We start from the raw sequence: 19,499 nt of genomic DNA, 5'->3' as shown, positions 1-19,499 counted from the left end.
TCATGGCAGTAGGTAGTTTAGGAAGCTTAGGTATAGGTTCAGGAGTTTTAACAAGCGATACACTTAATAAGCTTAAAGAAGCAGAAATGAATGCTCACTTAAAGCTTTATAACACGCAACTTGAAACTAACACTTCAAGACAAAAAGACTTAGCAGAGCTTGAAGCTAAACTACTTGCTTTTCAAACTGCTGTAAATAGTCTTGGCGATACTTCTCAATTTAACAAAAAGAAAGTTTCTCCTAGTGTAAGTGGCGATAGCGCTGCTGCTAGCTTGGTTGTAGGCTCTTTATCTAATCTTTCAAATATGAAAGTCATAGTCGATCAACTTGCTCAAAAAGATGTTTATCAAAGCAATGGCTTCCAAGATAAAACTGCCTCTGTAATGAAAAGTCTTGGTATAGAAGGAACAGATGGTAAAGCTTCTTTTACTATTACCCAAGATGGAAAAGACTATAAAATAGAAATTGATCAAAGCACAACCGTAGCTCAACTTGCTGAAAAAATCAATTCCGCCACAGGTGGTAAAATAGAAGCTAAGCTAGTAAATACCGGAGATAGAGATAATCCATACCGCTTAGTAGTACAAAGCACTGAAACAGGAACTAAAAACAATATCTCTTTTTCAGGCGATGATAAGCTTTTAAAGGCTATGGGTTGGGAGCTTGATAAAAATAGCATTAGTGCGGGTGGTTTATATGGTTTTAGACCTCAAGATGCTAAAGATAAAGATAAAATAACCGGAAGTATTCAAATTAATAATCAAAATGATAAAATTCTATCTTCACCAGATGAGAAAACTTCTTTTACTTTTGTTATTAAAAATGGTGAAAGATATGATAGATTTACTATAAATATTGATGAAAATACCACTTATAAAAGTTTAGCAGAGGATTTAAAAAAACAAACTAATGGAAAAGTGGAATTAAGCTTTGGAGAAGATGGTAAAACTCCAACTTTTAGAGCCACTAATGGTGGTGAATTAAGTCTTTTTGATGGTGGCTATGCAACTGATGCTGAAGGAAATATTGACCAAGCTAATTATGCTAGAGATAACAAAGCTACTTCACTATTGAAAAATAAATTTGGCATTGAATTAGATACAAGCACACCACAAGGCTACAATGTAGCTTCAAACAATGAAAATCATATCCAAAAAGGTATGGATGCTATCTTTAGTGTAGATGGTGTTAAAATGACTAGACCAACTAATACTATCACAGATATAGGACCTGATATTACCCTAGAGCTTAAACAAAAGGGTGAAATTAGTTTCAATGTTACTCAAGATACTGAAGCCATAGCACAATCTTTAGAAAGTTTAGCTACTGCTTATAATGATTTGATGATCAATCTTAATGCAGCGACAAAATACGATCCTGATGCAGGGACAAAAGGAAATTTCGTAGGTGTAAGCTCGATTTATAATATAAAATCACAAATTAACAATATTTTGCTTCAAACTATCACAGTAGATGGAACAATCACAGTTGGAGATAGCGATACTTCAGATGGTGTTAAAGTTTCTTCAAAAGTAAGTTTATCTTTAGCTGATTATGGTTTGACTTTAAATGATGGGGTTTTAACCTTTGACTCTGGAAAATTTAATGCTAAATTTAACGAAGATCCTGAAATGGCTGAGAAATTTTTCGTAGGACACAATGGCTTTGAAGACATTGATTTGGTAGGAGATAAGATTAGTAGTTTTGATAAAGATGATATTAAATTTGAACAAGGTAAATTTACCATTACATACAATGATGAAACTATAGATTTAGGTAAAACTGCCAATGGAGATCCTTTTACTTTAACCGGAAAAGATGATGTGGAAAAAGCCCAAAATTTAGTTGATCATATAAATAGTTTTGGCTTAGAAGGTTTAGAAGCTAGTTTTCAAATTATCAACCAAGGCAGCAAAGATCAACAAATTCAATTTAAAATCAAAGGAACATCAGGAAGCAACCTAGAAATTCAAGGCGATAAAGACTTTTTGAAAAAATTTGGCTTAAGTCCAAAAACTATATATTCAGTTTATAAAGAAGAAACTGGAACCTTTGGGGTATTAAAAAACACTATGGGTGAGATGATGAGTTCTGATGGTTCTTTTGGGGGTTATAAAGACTCTTTAACTAAAGAATCAAAAAATCTAAACGAAACTATAGAAAATACTAAAAAATCCATAGAAAGCAGATATGACACAATGTGGTCAAGATGGGCTGCATATGATGGTATAATTGCAAAATTAAATAACCAAGCAAGTGTTATTACAAATATGATTAATGCAGCAAATAATCAAAATTCTTAAAAATAGAGAGGATTTAAATGCTAAATAGTGCAGTATATAATGCGTATTCACAAAATCAAACTGGTGTAGAATCCCAAGAAAAACTTATAGAGATGTTATATAGCGGGATTTTACGCTTTGCAAGTAGGATAAAAATAGCTATTCAAAATGGAAATATAGAAGAAAGAGTGTATTATGTAAAAAGAGCTAGTGCTATTTTTATAGAATTGTTAAATTGCCTTGATTATGAAAAAGGCGGAGAAATAGCACACTACTTAAGTGGCCTATACACTAGAGAATTACAACTTCTTTCTTTGGCAAATATAGAAAATAGTGAAGCAAGAGTAGATGAAGTTATCAATGTAGTCAAAGGCTTGTTAGAGGCTTGGAGAGAAGTACATCAAAAATGAGTGAAAAAAAATGGATAGATGAGTTTAAACTAGCTGTATATACTGAAGATGTGGAAAAAATAGTTAAACTCATAGAAAAACCTGACTTTAAAGATTGTCCCAATGAGGCTTTGGCTCTTACTAATGAGGCAATAGCTTTTATGAAAAAAAAGCAAGATGAAGTAGCAAAAAATTTACAAAAACTCAAAAAAGCATCTGCTTATATGAAATAAAACATGGCGATAAGCCGAGTTCTGTCAAGAGCGATCATTTATCTAGACTTGTTTTTGCAAACAAGTTCAAGCGAAGGGTTATAATATAAGACTAAAACCACCCCTTCTTGCTGCGGATTGGGTTTACATAGCTAGCTTTGTTACCAAAGCTACTGGTAGGCTCTTACTCTACCGTTTCACCTTTTCCATATAATATGGTAGTTTTCTTTCTGTTGCACTTTCCCTTAGGTTACCCTAGCCATCCATTAGATGGAATCCTTGTCTTATTGCAGCTCGGACTTTCCTCTTCAAAAGAAGCGATCGCTTGCCATGTTTAGATAAATTTTATCAAAAAAATCATTTTTATACTAGAGTAAAAATAAGATTTAATGTAATTTTTAATTCATTTTCATATTTTACAAGCTCTAAATTTTTGACTTTTATATAAGGATCTAGTTCTTGCAAAAATTGCATTAAGAAATAAAAATCACCATTAAAACTCAATCTTAAATCATAATAAGTAAAATACTGATCTTGACTTTCATGACTTTGGATTTGTAAAAACCTTACTTTAGTGAGATTTTTTTCTATATTTTTTAAAACACTTTGATAATCTTTGCTTTCTTTTAAGGATATTTCATTATCAAAAGATTGCAATTTTTCATCTTTAAAATCAGAAATCAATTCTTGTTTTTGCTTATATTTTGCTTGTAAAATAAATAACTCATCTTTTGATAATTTCATTTGTTTTTCAAAATACTCAAAAATACTCATATAGATTATAAAAAAACCAAATACAAAAGCCATTATCAAAGTCAATATAAATTCGCGTTTAGATAATCTCGTAAAGATATTTTCTAAATTTTCATAAAGATTTTTCAAAAACAAGAGTAATTTTTTCATCGTTAATCTCTTTATTTTTTAGCACAAAATGATATTTTTTAAAATCATCATAAAAATCATAATCTTTATTAAGCTTTATGATAAAATCATTATTTTTTATATATAAAGCTTCTATATAACTTTGATGAGAATTTAAGACTTTTAAAAAATTATAAAAATCCTTATAGCAGAGCGTATTTGCATAAAATTTTTGTAACAAATCAACTTTTTGTTCATTTTTTTCTTGTAATTTTTCAACTTCTTGATTTTGTTTTTGATTTATTTTTGCTTGCTCTAAGATATCATCTTGATTTTTGATTAAATTTTCATATTTTATTTTTTCTTTTTCATAAAATGATTTTTGCGTATATAAATACAAAGGATAAACTAAGGCTAGTAAAATCCCGCATGTAAAAGCTAATAAAATTTTAAAACTAAAAGATTTTAAATGATTTATTTTTGCTTTATTGGCAAAATTAATTTTAACTCGATCATGTTTTTTTAATAATTTTTGATAGAAAATATTACTATTAAATTTATCAAAACTGCTAAGATTTTGAGTATCGTCTATACTTATGATGTTTTTATATGTATTTTTTAATTTTTCATCATATATTTTACTATAAGTATTTAATGGCATAACTTTGCAATTTTGAAATTCACATCCCAAATACTCCACTAAAACTATGTATTTTTTCTTAAATAATAATGCAAGATTTTCACTATTTGTATCATTCCTAAAATACACTTCAAAGAGCAGGGGTTCTGGGATTACATAATCAATATCTAAAATATCTTCATATTTACACAAAAATACATGAGTAAAAGATTTATATTGAAAATACTTTAGCTCATATGAAAAATCATCTTTAAGACCAAGCTCCTCAAAGCTCTTTTTTAAGATTTCATCTTCACTAATAGGATTTGTAAGTTTTACATATAAAAGTTTTTCATAAGTAAGAAAATCTTTTTTGATGATTTTTTTACTCATCATAAAGGATTTTTTTGAGATTTTGCTCGTTTTTATGCCAATTTTTTTCTAATTGAACGAACAATTTTAGCATTACCTTTTTTTGCGCTAATTTTTCTATTTTCATCCTAGCTTCTTTACCTATACGCTTAATTGTAGTTCCATCTTTACCTAGTATCATTCCTTTATGAGAATTACTATCTGTAATGATGATAGCGTTAATATAATAAATTTGCTCAAGCTCTTTGATTTTTTCTATTTTTACTTCAGTGCTATAAGGAATTTCATCACTTAAATTTTCATATATGGCTTCTAAAATAAAATCTCTATAGATATCCTTTTCATTTGTGGTAGTAATAAACTCAGGATCAAAATAATACGGATGTTCAGGCAAATACTTAACCATCTCATCTAAGAGAATTTTTTTATAAAATTTTTGCTTAGCAGAATAGGGGATAATGGCGCTAAAATGTGAGTTAAACTGAGAATACTCGCTTAATTTTTTAAGTAAGACTTCTTTTTTTACCAAATCAACCTTATTGATTAATACAATATGCGGCACTTTAGGATTTAAACTTAAAAAATTTTCATAATCTTTAATATCATCATAAATACTAGCCACAAATAAAATTACATCACAATCTACAATGCTTTTAATTGCCAAATCAATCATAAGCTGATTCATAGCTTTAGAGCTTGCATGCAAGCCTGGTGTATCTATAAAAATAAGCTGATGATTCTCATGCATTATAATTGCATTAATCTTTCTTCTTGTAGCATTTTGCTTATGAGAAACCATAGCCACTTTTTCTTCTAATAAAGAATTAAGGATAGAACTTTTTCCCGCATTAGTTCTACCCACTATACTTATAAAGCCACTTTTCACAAGATATACCTAGCTAAATCTTTATTTTCTATGATATCTCCAAGTTTAACTTGCACTTTAAAATCATCTATTTTATAAACTTTACCAGCATATTCATCTGCTTCAAAACTAATATCTTCCAAAAGTTTTTCCACCACCGTGTGTAAGCGTCTTGCACCAATATCTTGCATTTCTTCGTTAGCCTTGCTTGCTATTTTTGCTATTTCTCTAATAGCCTCATCTTCAAAAACAAGCTCTACATTTTCAGTTTTTAAAAGCTCAATGTATTGTGTTAGTAATGAATTTTTAGGTCTTGTTAAAATAGCATATAAAGCATCCTCATCTAGCGAATCAAGCTCAACCCTTAAAGGAAAACGCCCTTGAAGTTCAGGGATTAAATCACTTGGCTTGCTTAAATGAAAAGCACCTGCTGCGATAAATAAAATATGATCAGTTTTTAAAGGTCCAAATTTAGTTTGTATAGTACTACCTTCAACTATAGGAAGCAAATCCCTTTGCACCCCTTCTTTGCTTGGATCTTGGCGGTTTGAATTTGAGCTTGAAACTGCTACTTTATCTATCTCATCAATAAAAATAATCCCTTCATTTTCAGCTCTTCTTAAAGCCTCGCCTTTAATACTTTCCATATCAAGAATTTTTTCACTTGCTTCTTGAGCTAAAGCTATTCTTGCATCTTTTACTTTCATTTCTTTTTTAACTTTTTTATTACCCACGCCAATAACTTTTACTATATCTTGCATAGCACCCATTTCAGGTGGTAAATTTGGATTAGTATCAAACACGCTTTGTGAAATTTCAACTTCTATTGTGCTATCATCTAAATTACCAGCTTTTAATTTCACGCGCATTTTTTCTAAAGAATTTTGATACTCTTCTTGTTTTTCTTCACTAACACCCTTTGGTAAAGGTGGTAAAAGTTTTTCTAAAATTTTATTTTCTATAAATTCATTAATTTTGTCTTTATTTTTTTCTTTTTCTTCGTTTTTTACTAAATTTAAAGCAGCATTAGCTAAATCTCTAACCATGCTTTCTACATCACGCCCAACAAAACCAACTTCAGTATATTTACTTGCTTCAACTTTTACAAAAGGAAGTCCCATCATCTTAGCAAGGCGTCTTGCAATCTCTGTTTTACCAACCCCAGTTGATCCTATCATTAAAATATTTTTTGGCATGATATCATCTTGAAGTTCAGGGCTAAGCTGCATTCTTCTATAACGATTTCTTAAAGCAATTGCTATAATTTTTTTGGCGTTTTTTTGTCCAATTACATAATCATCTAAAAATTTCACAATCTCTTTTGGAGTTAAATTCATTTATCATCCTCAATTACATAAGTTTTAATATTTGTATTTGTATAAATGCAAATTTCACCAGCTATTTGCAAGCTTTCTTTGACTAATTCTTCTTCATCTAAATTTGAATGTTTGGCTAAAGCTCTTGCAGCAGAAAGTGCATAGTTACCCCCACTACCAATAGCAGCTATAGCACCATCTTCAGGCTCAACTACATCTCCAGTTCCTGAAAGTAAAAATATATGATCTCTATCTAATACCAACATCATTGCTTCAAGTTTTCTTAGGTATTTATCCTTACGCCATTCTTTTGAAAAATCTATTGCAGCTTTTAACAAATCACCCTTAGAACTAGAAAGTAGTTTTTCAAACATGTCAAAAAGATTAAAAGCATCAGCAGTGCTTCCTGCAAAACCTGCTAATACTTTTCCATTGTTTAATTTTCTAATTTTAACTGCATTGTTTTTTAAAACAGTGTTTCCAAAACTTACTTGCCCATCTCCACCAATTACAGATTTATTTTTACCTTTATAAGCTAAAATTGTAGTTGCGTGAAACATTATTCTCCTTTAACTTCTAGCTTAAATACAGCATGAATTGCATGGCCTAATTTTGCTGAAATTTCATGCACACCAAGCTCTTTTATGGTATCACATTCTAAGCTTTTTTTATCAAGCTCTATGCCTTTTTGATCTTTTAATGCATGTGCGATTTCATCTTTAGTAACCCCACCAAACAAGCTTCCATTAGCTCCCACAGGCTTAGCTATACAAATAGTGATTTTAGATAATTCCTCTTTTAATTTTTCCAAATTTGCAAGTTCAAATCTTAAATTTTCAGCCTTTTTCTTTTGCTCTGCTTCATATTGTTTTAAAACTTCATGTGTAGCAGCTTTGGCAAAACCTTTGGCAATTAAAAAATTTTGTCCATATCCATCTTTTACTTCTTTAACTTCTCCTGCTTTTCCTAAGCTTTTTACATCTTTAATTAATAATACTTTCATTGTTTTCCTTTTTAAAATTTTCTTCCATTTTTACCTGCGATGATAAATCTCAAAGCATTTAATCTTATAAAGCCTGCTGCATCTTTTTGATCATACACAGCATCTTCTTCAAAAGTACAATAAGCCTCGCTAAATAAGCTATCATTCACACTTTCTCTGCCTATTACTATTACATTACCTTTATATAATTCAAGTTTAACTTTACCATTTACATATTTTTGTGACTCATCAATTAAGGCTTGAAGCATTAATCTTTCAGGCGAGAACCAATAGCCATTATAAATTAAACTTGCATATTTTGGCATTAATTCATCTTTTAAATGTGCTGCTTCTCTATCAAGAGTGATACTTTCTATAGCACGGTGTGCTTTTAAAAGTATACTTCCACCCGGAGTTTCATAACAACCTCTACTTTTCATACCCACATAGCGATTTTCAACAATATCAAGACGACCTATACCATGTTTTACACCAAGCTCATTAAGTTTTGCCAAAAGTTGTGCGGGAGACATTTTTTCTTCATTAATAGCACATAAATCGCCTTTACTAAACTCAAGCTCTATCACTTCGCTTTCATTTGGAGTTTCTTTTAAATCTTTCACCCAACGCCACATATCCGCTTCAGGTTTAGCAGCAGGATCTTCAAGTACTAAACCCTCATAAGAAATATGCAATAAATTTGCATCCATAGAATAAGGTGACTTACCTGGCTTTTTAGCTATATCAATACCATGTTTTTGCGCATAAGCTAAAAGTTTTTCACGGCTATTTAAATCCCATTCTCTCCAAGGAGCAATAATGGCTAAATTTGGATTTAGTGCCAAAGCACCTAATTCAAAACGCACTTGATCATTTCCTTTACCTGTTGCTCCATGACTAATAGCATCTGCATTAGTTTTATTTGCTATTTCTACCAAAGCTTTTGCTATCAAAGGTCTTGCTATACTTGTACCTAGTAAATATTCTCCTTCATAAATAGCATTTGCTCTAAACATAGGAAACACATAATCTTTTACAAATTCATCTTTTAAATCTTGAATAAAAATATTTTCTTCTTTTACACCCAAAGAAAGCGCTTTTTTTCTAGCAGGTTCAAGCTCTTCGCCTTGTCCAATATCTGCTGTGAAAGTTACTACTTCACATTTATACTCATCTTGTAGCCATTTTAAAATTATACTTGTATCAAGTCCGCCAGAATATGCTAAAACTACTTTTTTAATATCTTTTTTCATTGTCTTTCCTCTTTGTAAAAAAATGATTGTAAAATTTAACGAATTTAGCTTAATATAATGTAAAATATTTAAACATTTTATAACATTTTCTTGTATTTTTTGATAAAATATTTTTATGAGAATAGATAAATTTTTAAATGTAGTTAATATTACTAAGCGTCGTGCTATTTCAGAAGATATGTGTAAAAGTGGTGTAGTAAGTATAAATAATCAAGTAGTTAAAGCTAGTAAAGAAGTAAAAATTGGCGATGAAATAAGCATTAAATTTATAGAATATACCAATACCTATAAAGTCTTAGATATACCAACAACCAAAAGCATACCAAAAGCTATGCAAGAAAAATATGTGGTAAAAATCCAATGAAAGAAATGATTTTAAGCCAAAATGAGCTTTATAAGCTTTGTGAAATTTTACCTAAAAATGGAGTTATTTTACTTCAAGGGGATTTAGCAAGCGGTAAAACTACTTTAGTACAAAATTATGCTCAATTTCTTGGAGTAGAAAAAACGCTTAATTCTCCTACATTTTCTATCATGCAAGAGTATGATTTTCAACAAGGTAAAATGTATCATTATGATATTTATCAAGAAGGTTTTGATAGGCTTTTAAAAAATGGCTTGATTGAAAATTTTTTTGAAGAGGGTTTGCATTTGGTAGAGTGGGGTGATGAAAAATTAAAAAAATATTTAGATAAATATCAAATTTTTAATATAATTTTACAAATCATTCCTTATGAAAATAAAAGAAAGTATATAATACATGAGTAAGCTAGAAGCTAGAAATTTAGAAAAAATCATTAAAAAAACTAAAATCATACACGATGTTTCGCTAGAAGTGCAAAGTGGAGAAGTTGTAGGACTTTTAGGGCCTAATGGAGCAGGAAAAACTACGAGTTTTTATATGATATGTGGGCTTATTTTGCCAACAAGCGGACAGGTGTTTTTAGACTCACAAGATATCACAAAAGAACCGCTTAATAAAAGAGCAAAGCTTGGCATTGGGTATTTGCCTCAAGAAAGTAGTGTTTTTAAAGACTTAAGCGTAGAAGAAAATTTACTTTTAGCCGCCCAAGTAATATATAAGGATAAAAATTTATTAGAACAAAAGATAGAACAAATGCTAGAATTACTTAGCATAGAGCCTATTAGACACAGAAAAGGTATGAGCTTAAGCGGGGGTGAAAGAAGGCGTTGTGAAATCGCAAGATCACTTATGTGTGATCCTAAATTTTTACTTTTAGATGAACCATTTGCTGGGGTTGATCCTATCGCAGTGAGTGAAATTCAAAGCTTAATTAATGATTTAAAAGCTATGAATATAGGTGTTTTAATCACTGATCATAATGTAAGAGAAACTCTAGCAATTTGCGATAGAGCTTATGTGATTAGAAGCGGAAGGTTGCTAGCTAGTGGCAATGCTAATGAAATTGCACATAATGAAGATGTTAAAAAATACTATCTTGGAAGTGAGTTTAGACTTGAATAATGCTTAAACAAAAAACCTCTATAACGCAAAAAGCAAAACTATCACAAACCTTAAGATCTTGGCTTCCTATATTGCAAGCTAACATTGAAGATCTAAAAGAAAGCTTAGATGAATTTGCTAAAGAAAATCCTTTTATAGAGATCAAAGAAAACTCAAGTATTACAAACAATCAAAACAAGTATTATCAAGAATATTTTAGTAAAAATACCACCACGCAAATGATTGATGCAAAAAGCTTGGAAGTAAAAAATGTGTATGAACTTTTAAGTGAGCAAATCATACCACCATTTTTTCCTACTAAAAAATCCCAAACCATTGCTGAAAAAATCATAGAATGTTTAAATCATGAAGGTTATTTTGAGTATGATGAGGAAATTTTAGGTGAATTTGATCCTTTAGAAGTAGAAAAAATCAGGCAAAGATTTAAGTATCTTGAGCCTATTGGAGTAGGTGCAAAAGACAATCAAGAAGCTTTTATTTTTGCATTAGAGCATTTTGACTTAGATGATGAGCTTTATGAGTTTTGCAAAATGTTAATTTTAAATTTAGAAAATGCAAAAGATTTTATCAAAGATCCTTTGTATAAAAAGGCTATAGCTATAATTAAAAAAATCTCCATTCCGCCTTTTTTGGAGTATTTTGAAGAGAGCATGGAAATCATTCCTGATATATTTATTTATCAAGAAAATGGTGAAATTAAAATTAAAATCAATGATGATTATTATCCTGAAATTGCTTTTGAAGCAGATGGTTTAGATCATGAGTTTTTAAGTGCTTATTTAAAAGATGCAAAAAATTTAATCGATGCACTAGCTATGCGTAAAGCTACCCTTTATAAACTAGGGCTTATGATTATAGAATATCAATATGATTTTTTCATGGGTGGGGACATCAAACCTATGCAACTTAAAGATTTAGCACAAGATCTTGAAAGAAATGCTTCTACTATTTCAAGGGCAATTGCAAATAAATACTTAAGTTGCGATAGAGGCTTAATACCTTTAAAATCTTTCTTTACCACTGCAGTTGATGATGGCGAAACTTCTAATGCTACAATCAAAGATTTTCTTAGTAATTTAATTAAAAAAGAAAATCCTAAAAAACCTTTGAGTGATTTGAAAATTCTTGAACTCACTCAAAAAGAATTCCCAAGTGTGCAACTAGGGCGTAGGACTATCACTAAATATCGTATGCAACTTGGTATAGGAAGCTCAAGTGAGCGTAAAAAATTATATGAATTGATGTAGGAAAAGATGAATTTAGAAAGTATTTTTGAAAAAACCATAAAACAAAATGTGCGTTTAGTAGCAGCTAGCAAGTATGTTCAAAATGAACAAATTCGAGAGCTTTTTAAGCAAGATGTTATAGAGTTTGGAGAAAATCAAGTCCAAGCTTTAGCTTTAAAAAAAGAAAAACTTCAAGATTTAGAAATCAAATGGCATTTTATAGGCAATCTTCAAAGTAACAAAATCAATCTTTTAATCAAACAAAACCCATTACTTTGGCAATCTTGCAATGGCTTAAAAATCGCCAAAGCCGTAGATAAAAGACTTGATTATAAATTAGATACTTTATTAGAAATTAATACTGCCAATGAAAGTTCTAAAAGTGGCATAGAGCAAAATAAGGCCATAGAAGAGTATTTACAAATACAAGAAGAGTGTAAAAATTTAAACCTTACAGGCATTATGTGTATAGGCTCTATGGATGAGGAAAAAGTTCAAGAAAGCTTTGAGCAAACTTTTAAAATCTATGAAATTTTACAAAAACACGGGGCAAAAATTTGCTCTATGGGTATGAGTGGGGATTTTGAACTAGCTATAAAATGTGGTTCAAATATGGTGCGTTTGGGGAGTATTTTATTTAAATAAACCCCATTTGTTTTGCTTTTTCTATCATAAAATCTGCGCCATTTTCACTTTTTAATCCTTGCAAGGCTATAGATTTTTCTTCTAATGAGAAATTTTCTACCAAATTTAAAAATTGATGTTTTTCTTCTTGGGTTAAAATTTCACATAAATTACGCTCTTTTAAATACAAAGCATTAAAATATTGATGATTTTTAGCCGCATATGGATAAGGAATAAAAATACAAGGAAGTAAATTTGCACTAAGCTCAAAAAGACTACTTGCACCTGATCTTGATATAGCTAAATCTGCTTTAGAAATTTTATCCATAATGTTTTTATCAAAATCAAAAAGCTCTACTTTGACATTTAAATCCTCATAAGCTTTTTTACATCTTTCATAATCATTCTTACCACATTGATGAATGATATTTATACCTTTTTCTTTAAAGTATAAAGCATTTTCTAAAGCAAGGTCATTAATAAATTTAGCCCCTTGAGAGCCACCAAGAAAAATAATATTTTTTAATTCTTTTCTCACTCTTGCTTTTTGAGAAAAAATCTCGCTAATAGGATAAGGACAAAAGAAAGTATTTGCTTTATCAATCTGATCGTCAAAAGCAGTAAAAAAAGCTTTAGAAAAAGGCTTTAAAAGTGAATTTAAACTTCCTATTTTTGAATTTTGCTCATGGATTAAAAGTGGGATATTTGCCATTAAAGCACCAAAAGCGCCTGGAGCACTGCTATATCCACCCACGCTAAAAACTGCTTTAATATTATGTTCTTTTAAAATTTGCTTTGTTTTTCTTGCAAGTTTTAAAATATGTAAAAATGATTGAACTTTAGCTAAGCCTTTTTTATTAACAACGCCTTGAGAGCTTAGAAAATATTTTTTATAAAAACCATTTTCATTTTCAAACCAAAGTCTATCTTGGCCATTTTCACTTCCTATGTAAATACATTCTATGCCTTGTTTTCTTGCACTTTGCAATAAACATCTAGCTATAGCCAAATGCCCTCCCGTGCCTCCACCTGTAATTGCTATCATTTGTCCTCTTTATTTAGTTTTTCTTCTAAAAATTTAATTCTTTCCTCTAGTTTTTGAATTCTCTCTTTTTGGCTTATTTGAAATTCTTTAATATAAGCAGGTATACCAATAGCTGTTAAATTTGGCTCAACATCTTTTAATACAACTGCATTTGAACCTATTTTTGCATTTTTACCTATGGTAATATTACCTAAAATTTTAGCCCCAGAGCCTATGATCACACCATCTTCTATAGTAGGATGTCTTTTGGTATTTTTATCTAAACTTGTACCACCTAAGGTTACTCCTTGATAGATAATCACATCATTACCAATTATAGCTGTTTCACCTACTACCACACCTATTGCATGATCTATAAATATCCTTCTACCTAGCGTAGCTCCAGGATGCAAATCAACCCCTGTTAAAAACTGAGAAATTCCACTAATCATTCTTGCTATGCGTTTATAATTTTTGATATAAAAAAAATGCGCAAAACGATAATTTACCACAGCCCAAACACCAGGATAGTTAAAAACTAATTCAATCCAAGATCTATATGCAGGATCTTTTTGTTTTGGCATAGAAAAATCTTCTTTGATTAGTTTAAAAATACTCATTTAGAACCTATACTTTTTAAGTATCCATTATCATTTAAAAATAAATAAATTTCACCCAAAATATGTTTTTTTTGATTTTCATTTACAAGTTTTGAAGCATAAATTTTTTCATTAATATTGTCCATAATTGCATGCACATCATAATCAAGATCTTCTAAGGTATCTAAAATAGATTGAGCCTCTAGCACGCTTTCTACTTCAAAACCCTTTTCATTAATACTTATACAAGCTTCGGTTGGATGTGTAAAAAGATTATGCTTCATACCAAGCACTTCTTGATAAGCTCCCACTAGGAAAAATCCTAAAAAATAATCTTCAGCTTCTACATCAATATCATGTAAAAACAAAGGATTATCTTTCGAATAAGAAATTTCCCCATCGCTATCACAAGTTATATCCCATATACTTGCACTTCTAGTTGGCTTTTTATTGAGTCTATCAAGTGGCATGATAGGGAAATTTTGCTCTAAACCCCAAAAATCAGGTAAAGACTGAAATACTGAAAAATTCACTAAATATTTTTCTTGCACTTCATTTTGCAAACTCGATAAATCAGCTTGATCACCCACCAAAGAAATAGCTTTTCTCATAATCAAATGTACTAAAATTTCACTATTAGAGCGATCTTGTAAATCCACATAACCCAAATCAAACAAGGTTAAAATACTCTCCATATGATCAATGCTATCATGTAAATACTCAAGTGCATTAGAAGCTTTAATGTTTTTATACAAATCATAAAGTTCATCAATAAGTTTTGGGTTTTTATCTTTTAATAAAAGCTTGCTTTCTGTGTATTCTTGAGAAAAAAGCTCTAAAACAGGCGCTACTAAAACAGCATGATTAGCTGCTACAAAACGCCCACTTTCTATAAAAATATCAGGCTCTAAATCTTTTTTTTGTTCTGCAATACCTTTTAAAATAAACACAACATCGTTTGCATACTCACTTAAGGTGTAATTTCTGCTTGTTTCGTTTTTAAACTGAGAGTATTCTACCGCTAAACCTCCACCAAGATTAATAGCTTTTAAATTTTTTGCCCCCATTTTTCTAAGCTCGGTGTAGATATTACCCGCTTCATTTAGAGCTTTTTTCAAAGGATGAATTTCAGTAATTTGTGAGCCTAAATGAAAATGTATCATAGTAAATTGCTCTAAAAGTTTATTAGCTTTTAAAAGATTTACCGCTTCAATAAGCTCAGTGGATGTTAAACCAAATTTTGAATTTATACCACCACTTTTTGCCCAAATTCCTACTCCAGCTGAATGCAAACGCACTCTTAAACCTATATTTGGCTTTGGCTTAAAACGATTTTTAGCAATTTCAATCATTGCTTCAAGCTCATTAAGTCCTTCCATAGTTAAAGTGATATTATGACCCATTTCACACGCTATAAAGCCCATATTTATGAGTTCTTTATCTTTAAAGCCATTAACTGTTATAGGAGCACTTTCATTATTATAAGCCATAGCTAGTAAAAGCTCGGCCTTACTTCCTGCCTCTAAGCCATAGTTGTATTCTTTACCTAGATTAACTAAATTTTTTACAAAACCTGGATATTGATTGACTTTTAAAGGATATACAGCGTTAAAAGAACCTTTATAGTTAAATTCTTTTTTCGCTTTAGCAAATTTATTATAAATTTGCTCAATTTGCTTATGGATTAAATGAGGAAAACGAAGCAACAATGGCCCCTTATAACCATCATCGCGCAAAGTATTTACTATATCTATAATAGCAGGTTTTTTACCATGATTTACACATACTTTGCCATTTTCAATGATAAAATTATTTGCACCCCAAATATTAATACCATAATCAATCATAACTCATTCTCCAAATTTACTAATTTTATATTTTTAGTATCTTTATTTTCTAAATTTTTATAAAAAATCTCTTCTTTTTGCATTTCATCTTCGCCTATACACAAAAAGATTTCAGCATTAGCATTATCTGCTTGGTTTAAATGCTTTGCAAGTTTTTTTGCTTCATAGCTTAAATATACCTTATGTTTTTTTCTTAAAGTATTTGCTAATTTAAAAATAGTATCTATATAAGCTTCATCCATGGCACAAAGATAAATTCCTTCTCTTGATTTTATGCTTTGTTTTTGTTCTAAAATAGCCATAATCCTTTCTATACCCATAGCAAAACCCACACCATAACCACTTTTACCATCTAAGTATTCAATCAATCTATCATACCTTCCACCACCTGCTACGGCAGCTTTTGCACCGATTTCATCGCTAACAAACTCAAATGCACTTTTAGAATAATAATCAAGCCCACGCACTAATTTTTCATCACATTCAAATTCAACATCATTTTCTTTTAAAAGTTTTTGCAATTTTTCATAATCTTTCTTACAACATGAGCATAAATTTTCACTTAGTTTTGGTGCATTTTCGATTAAACTTTGACAATGATCATTTTTGCAATCAAGCACTCTAATAGGATTTAAGTCTTTTCTTCTTAAGCAATCTTCGCAAAAACCTTCTTTAGAATTTAAAAAAGCTATGAGTTTTTCTTTATATACACCCATACATTCTTTACAGCCTAAAGAATTAATTTTCAAGCTTGTATGAATTTCTAAGCGTTTAAAAATTTCATTTAGCATTAAAATAATACTCGCATCCTCATACACACTTGCTATACCAAAGCTTTCTACACCAAATTGATGAAATTCACGCAATCTTCCTTTTTGTGGCCTTTCATAGCGAAACATAGAGCCATGGTAAAACCATCTTTTAACACTTTGAGCCTTGTCCATTTTAGCTTCTATGTATGATCTTACCACTCCAGCTGTCCCTTCAGGCCTTAAACACACTTCATTGCCTGCTTTATCAACAAATTCATACATTTCTTTGCCAACTATATCAGAGCTTTCTCCAACACTTCTTTTAAAAAGCTTAGTAAGTTCCAAATGCGGACAATTAATAAAAGTAAAACCATAGTTTTTAGCTACTTCTTCACAAGTTTTTATCACTTTTTCATAAAGAGTAGCTTGATCATCTTGTAAATCTTTCATTCCTTTTAAAGCATTAATCATCTATAAATTCCTTAATTTTTTCATGTAAAATTTCAATACTCAAAGAAGCATCTAATTTTAAAATTTTTATATCTATCTTAGTTTTTAAAAACTCTAAAGTTTCTTCTAGGGCATTTTGTATATTTAAAAAATATTCAACCCCTCTTTTTTCAATACTATCTAGATCTTTTTTAAAAAGTCTTTGCTCAATAAGCTCTTTAGAACCATGCAAAAACACAACCTTTTGTGGAAAAAGTCCACCTGTAGCAAAAGAATTTAACTCAAATAAAATATTTTGATCAAAATCACATCTTGCATAAGCCATATTAGAAATAAAACTACGATCTGAAATGATAAGTTTGTTTTTATTTTGCGCTAAATGCATGTCGATTAAATTTGCTCTATCTGCTAAAAAAAGCAAAAGTTCAGCCTTTTTAGAAAATTGCATTTTACTTTCTAATAAAATTTTTCTCAAATGCACTCCAAGTTCACTTCCACCTGGTTCTTTAGTAAAAAATGCATTATGAAAATATTTTTTTAAAAGTTCTATCTGTGTGCTTTTACCCACACAATCAACCCCTTCAAAAGCTATATACAATCTCTCTCCTTTAATAAAGGTATAATTTCTTTTGGCACAAGCTTGCTCACATCACCATTATGAGCACAAATTGATCTTACTATGGAGCTTGAAATAAAAGAATTTTTTAAATTTGGCATAAGATATATAGTTTCAAAATCTTCCCAAAGCATGTGATTTGCATAGCCAAGTTGTAATTCATACTCAAAATCACTCACCGCTCTTAAGCCTCTTATAATGATATTTATTTGCAAATTTTTAGCAAGATCTACTAGTAAGTTATCAAAAGTTGTAATTTTAACATTTTTTAAGTCTTTTGTAGCAATTTTTACCATTTTTTCTCTATGTTCCAAGCTAAACATAGGCTTTTTACTTTCACTTTTAGCTATAGCAACTACCACCTCTTCAAACATCTTGCTAGCTCGAATGATCACATCTAAATGTCCATTAGTGATAGGATCAAATGTTCCTGGGTATATACAACTAGCCATCACTGCCACCTTTGGTATAAATTATGCTCAATATTTGCTAAATCAAGCCATTTTCCTATGATAAATTCATATAATTTTTCTAAATTATCAATCTTAGCATAACTTGCCATTACAGGAGGAGAGATGATAACTCCATAGCTAGAAAGTTTAGCCATTTGTTCTAAATTTAAAGTAGAATAGGGCATTTCTCTTACTCCAAGTATGAGCTTTTTGCGTTCTTTTAAAGCCACTCCTGCAGCTCTTGTAAGTAAAGTATCATTTATACCGCAAGCAATTTTTGCTAAAGTATTAATCGAGCAAGGTGTGATAAAAGTCGTTTCTATGCCAAAAGATCCGCTTGCTACGCATTGACTAATGTCTTCATTATCTAAAAAATTTACATGCTCAAGCTCAAATTTATCTTTTATGTGTTGCAAAAAGTCTATATTTTGCAAAAGGGAATTTTCTTTTATAAAGCTTATTTTTGCATTTTTACTCACAATAGCATAAATTTGTCCTTTTTCTTTTAAATGTTTTAATAATAAAAAGCCAAGCTCGCAAGAACTAGCTCCGCTAATACCTACTAAAATTTTTCTCATTTTAGCTCCACATAATTTTTACTAATAACTTTACCATGCACGACTTTTCCATCTTTATTTTTAAGGCGAATTCTTTGGTTTAAATTCCCACTTTGCAAGGCTTTTAATTCTATCATCATGCTTAAATCCCCATCTTTGATAATACCATAAACAGAATCATTTCTTTGTATAAGGGTTTTGGTTTTAAACATATTATATTTTAAAATCATATTTTCTCTTATATTGCTTTTGGCTATTAAATTTGCGATTTCATCTTTTTTTAATACACCTTGGGGAGCTTTATCAAAAGGAATTTTTAAAATTTTAAAACTAGCAGGACTTAAATTTTCATTACGCGCAATAGGACGCGTGGTTTGTAAAACTTCTAATTTTGCCTTTAAAAAATACTTAAAAAATATATTTTTTTTAAACTGCTCTGGAGTTTTAAATTCAGCCTTTATAAAGCCATCGGCTCTATCAAAATTATGATTACCTAGCTTTAAAAAAATATATTGATTAAAATCAGCAGGCAAACTGGATTGAGTGTTAAGTTCTAAAGAAATGATTTCTAACTGCGGATAATTTATTTTAAATTCTTTAATCAAAGCTAATTTTACTTCATCAAAATTCGAAGCAAAACTTAAAGTATAGAAAAATAAAACTAGAATGATTTGTTTAAAAAACAATACAGCAACCTCTTATATAAAATATATTA

The 19,499-nt window shown here is 30.0% G+C and carries 23 protein-coding genes and 1 other RNA gene; 8 read left to right on the top strand and 16 right to left on the bottom strand.

What is annotated here, in order from left to right; all coding sequences use genetic code 11:
• Positions 1-2: 2 nt before the first annotated feature.
• Genes fliD through L8X38_RS03965 form a run of 3 tightly spaced genes read left to right on the top strand, consistent with a single transcriptional unit; the run spans position 3 to position 2,904 of the window.
• Entirely contained in the window at positions 3-2,303 is a 2,301-nt protein-coding gene (gene fliD / locus L8X38_RS03975; RefSeq protein WP_263661359.1) for a flagellar filament capping protein FliD, read from the top strand.
• A gap of 17 nt (positions 2,304-2,320) precedes the next feature.
• The gene (gene fliS, locus L8X38_RS03970; RefSeq protein ID WP_133318893.1) at positions 2,321-2,692 is read left to right on the top strand and encodes a flagellar export chaperone FliS; all 372 of its coding nucleotides are present in this window, start codon (positions 2,321-2,323) and stop codon (positions 2,690-2,692) included.
• The gene (locus L8X38_RS03965) at positions 2,689-2,904 is read left to right on the top strand and encodes a hypothetical protein (RefSeq protein ID WP_133318894.1); all 216 of its coding nucleotides are present in this window, start codon (positions 2,689-2,691) and stop codon (positions 2,902-2,904) included. Before fliS ends, L8X38_RS03965 begins: the two co-directional genes overlap by 4 nt.
• Here L8X38_RS03965 and rnpB read toward each other — a convergent pair.
• The 8 genes from rnpB to L8X38_RS03925 form a co-directional block, all read right to left on the bottom strand.
• An RNA gene (gene rnpB, locus L8X38_RS03960) (RNase P RNA component class A) lies at positions 2,899-3,220 on the bottom strand. The two genes, L8X38_RS03965 and rnpB, sit on opposite strands and share 6 nt — an antisense overlap.
• Positions 3,221-3,246: 26 nt before the next feature.
• Positions 3,247-3,786: a hypothetical protein gene (locus tag L8X38_RS03955; protein WP_263661358.1), complete on the bottom strand. Its 540-nt coding sequence runs from the start codon at positions 3,784-3,786 to the stop codon at positions 3,247-3,249.
• Positions 3,749-4,759 carry a hypothetical protein gene (locus L8X38_RS03950; RefSeq protein ID WP_263661357.1) on the bottom strand — a complete coding sequence of 337 codons (1,011 nt, stop codon included), beginning with the start codon at positions 4,757-4,759 and terminating at the stop codon, positions 3,749-3,751. The genes L8X38_RS03955 and L8X38_RS03950 overlap by 38 nt, the downstream gene beginning before the upstream one ends.
• Positions 4,749-5,621, bottom strand: a complete 873-nt coding sequence (era, locus tag L8X38_RS03945; RefSeq protein ID WP_263661356.1) for a GTPase Era — start codon at positions 5,619-5,621, stop codon at positions 4,749-4,751. Before era ends, L8X38_RS03950 begins: the two co-directional genes overlap by 11 nt.
• Entirely contained in the window at positions 5,618-6,937 is a 1,320-nt protein-coding gene (gene hslU, locus L8X38_RS03940; protein ID WP_263661355.1) for an ATP-dependent protease ATPase subunit HslU, read from the bottom strand. The genes era and hslU overlap by 4 nt, the downstream gene beginning before the upstream one ends.
• Positions 6,934-7,476 (bottom strand): ATP-dependent protease subunit HslV, encoded by a 543-nt coding sequence (gene hslV, locus L8X38_RS03935; RefSeq protein ID WP_133318899.1) that lies wholly within the window; start codon positions 7,474-7,476, stop codon positions 6,934-6,936. The genes hslU and hslV overlap by 4 nt, the downstream gene beginning before the upstream one ends.
• Positions 7,476-7,919: a 50S ribosomal protein L9 gene (rplI, locus tag L8X38_RS03930; RefSeq protein WP_039618280.1), complete on the bottom strand. Its 444-nt coding sequence runs from the start codon at positions 7,917-7,919 to the stop codon at positions 7,476-7,478. The genes hslV and rplI overlap by 1 nt, the downstream gene beginning before the upstream one ends.
• Before the next feature lie 11 nt (positions 7,920-7,930).
• The gene (locus L8X38_RS03925) at positions 7,931-9,151 is read right to left on the bottom strand and encodes an argininosuccinate synthase (RefSeq protein ID WP_263661354.1); all 1,221 of its coding nucleotides are present in this window, start codon (positions 9,149-9,151) and stop codon (positions 7,931-7,933) included.
• A gap of 115 nt (positions 9,152-9,266) precedes the next feature.
• On the opposite strand from L8X38_RS03925, the gene L8X38_RS03920 reads away from it, so the two are divergent.
• The 5 genes from L8X38_RS03920 to L8X38_RS03900 are packed head-to-tail and all read left to right on the top strand — an operon-like array spanning position 9,267 to position 12,508.
• Positions 9,267-9,515 (top strand): RNA-binding S4 domain-containing protein, encoded by a 249-nt coding sequence (locus tag L8X38_RS03920; protein ID WP_066007995.1) that lies wholly within the window; start codon positions 9,267-9,269, stop codon positions 9,513-9,515.
• Positions 9,512-9,919, top strand: coding sequence for a tRNA (adenosine(37)-N6)-threonylcarbamoyltransferase complex ATPase subunit type 1 TsaE (tsaE, locus tag L8X38_RS03915; RefSeq protein ID WP_263661353.1), 408 nt, complete (start codon positions 9,512-9,514; stop codon positions 9,917-9,919). Before L8X38_RS03920 ends, tsaE begins: the two co-directional genes overlap by 4 nt.
• Positions 9,912-10,637 (top strand): LPS export ABC transporter ATP-binding protein, encoded by a 726-nt coding sequence (gene lptB, locus L8X38_RS03910; protein ID WP_039618272.1) that lies wholly within the window; start codon positions 9,912-9,914, stop codon positions 10,635-10,637. Before tsaE ends, lptB begins: the two co-directional genes overlap by 8 nt.
• Positions 10,637-11,884, top strand: a complete 1,248-nt coding sequence (locus L8X38_RS03905) for an RNA polymerase factor sigma-54 (protein WP_133318902.1) — start codon at positions 10,637-10,639, stop codon at positions 11,882-11,884. The genes lptB and L8X38_RS03905 overlap by 1 nt, the downstream gene beginning before the upstream one ends.
• A gap of 6 nt (positions 11,885-11,890) precedes the next feature.
• Complete coding sequence (locus L8X38_RS03900) at positions 11,891-12,508, top strand: YggS family pyridoxal phosphate-dependent enzyme (RefSeq protein ID WP_263661352.1); 618 nt, start codon at positions 11,891-11,893, stop codon at positions 12,506-12,508.
• On the opposite strand, the gene murG is transcribed toward L8X38_RS03900, so the two are convergent.
• From murG to flgA, 8 genes are read right to left on the bottom strand one after another with little or no spacing between them, the layout of a single operon-like run.
• Complete coding sequence (gene murG / locus L8X38_RS03895; protein WP_263661351.1) at positions 12,501-13,532, bottom strand: undecaprenyldiphospho-muramoylpentapeptide beta-N-acetylglucosaminyltransferase; 1,032 nt, start codon at positions 13,530-13,532, stop codon at positions 12,501-12,503. The genes L8X38_RS03900 and murG overlap by 8 nt on opposite strands.
• On the bottom strand, positions 13,529-14,131 hold the full coding sequence (cysE, locus tag L8X38_RS03890) for a serine O-acetyltransferase (RefSeq protein ID WP_263661350.1): 603 nt from the start codon (positions 14,129-14,131) through the stop codon (positions 13,529-13,531). The genes murG and cysE overlap by 4 nt, the downstream gene beginning before the upstream one ends.
• Positions 14,128-15,957 carry a biosynthetic arginine decarboxylase gene (gene speA, locus L8X38_RS03885; protein ID WP_133318906.1) on the bottom strand — a complete coding sequence of 610 codons (1,830 nt, stop codon included), beginning with the start codon at positions 15,955-15,957 and terminating at the stop codon, positions 14,128-14,130. Before speA ends, cysE begins: the two co-directional genes overlap by 4 nt.
• Entirely contained in the window at positions 15,954-17,180 is a 1,227-nt protein-coding gene (gene hisS / locus L8X38_RS03880; protein WP_263661349.1) for a histidine--tRNA ligase, read from the bottom strand. The genes speA and hisS overlap by 4 nt, the downstream gene beginning before the upstream one ends.
• Positions 17,173-17,757: a dTMP kinase gene (gene tmk / locus L8X38_RS03875; protein ID WP_263661348.1), complete on the bottom strand. Its 585-nt coding sequence runs from the start codon at positions 17,755-17,757 to the stop codon at positions 17,173-17,175. The genes hisS and tmk overlap by 8 nt, the downstream gene beginning before the upstream one ends.
• Entirely contained in the window at positions 17,748-18,227 is a 480-nt protein-coding gene (coaD, locus tag L8X38_RS03870) for a pantetheine-phosphate adenylyltransferase (protein ID WP_263661347.1), read from the bottom strand. The genes tmk and coaD overlap by 10 nt, the downstream gene beginning before the upstream one ends.
• On the bottom strand, positions 18,227-18,805 hold the full coding sequence (locus tag L8X38_RS03865) for a UbiX family flavin prenyltransferase (RefSeq protein WP_263661346.1): 579 nt from the start codon (positions 18,803-18,805) through the stop codon (positions 18,227-18,229). Before L8X38_RS03865 ends, coaD begins: the two co-directional genes overlap by 1 nt.
• Entirely contained in the window at positions 18,802-19,470 is a 669-nt protein-coding gene (flgA, locus tag L8X38_RS03860) for a flagellar basal body P-ring formation chaperone FlgA (RefSeq protein ID WP_263660329.1), read from the bottom strand. The genes L8X38_RS03865 and flgA overlap by 4 nt, the downstream gene beginning before the upstream one ends.
• Between the last annotated feature and the right edge of the window lie 29 nt (positions 19,471-19,499).

Source organism: Campylobacter sp. CNRCH_2014_2452 (genome assembly GCF_025772865.1).
Classification (GTDB): domain Bacteria; phylum Campylobacterota; class Campylobacteria; order Campylobacterales; family Campylobacteraceae; genus Campylobacter_D; species Campylobacter_D lari_D.
This window is presented reverse-complemented; position numbering and strand designations above follow the sequence as displayed.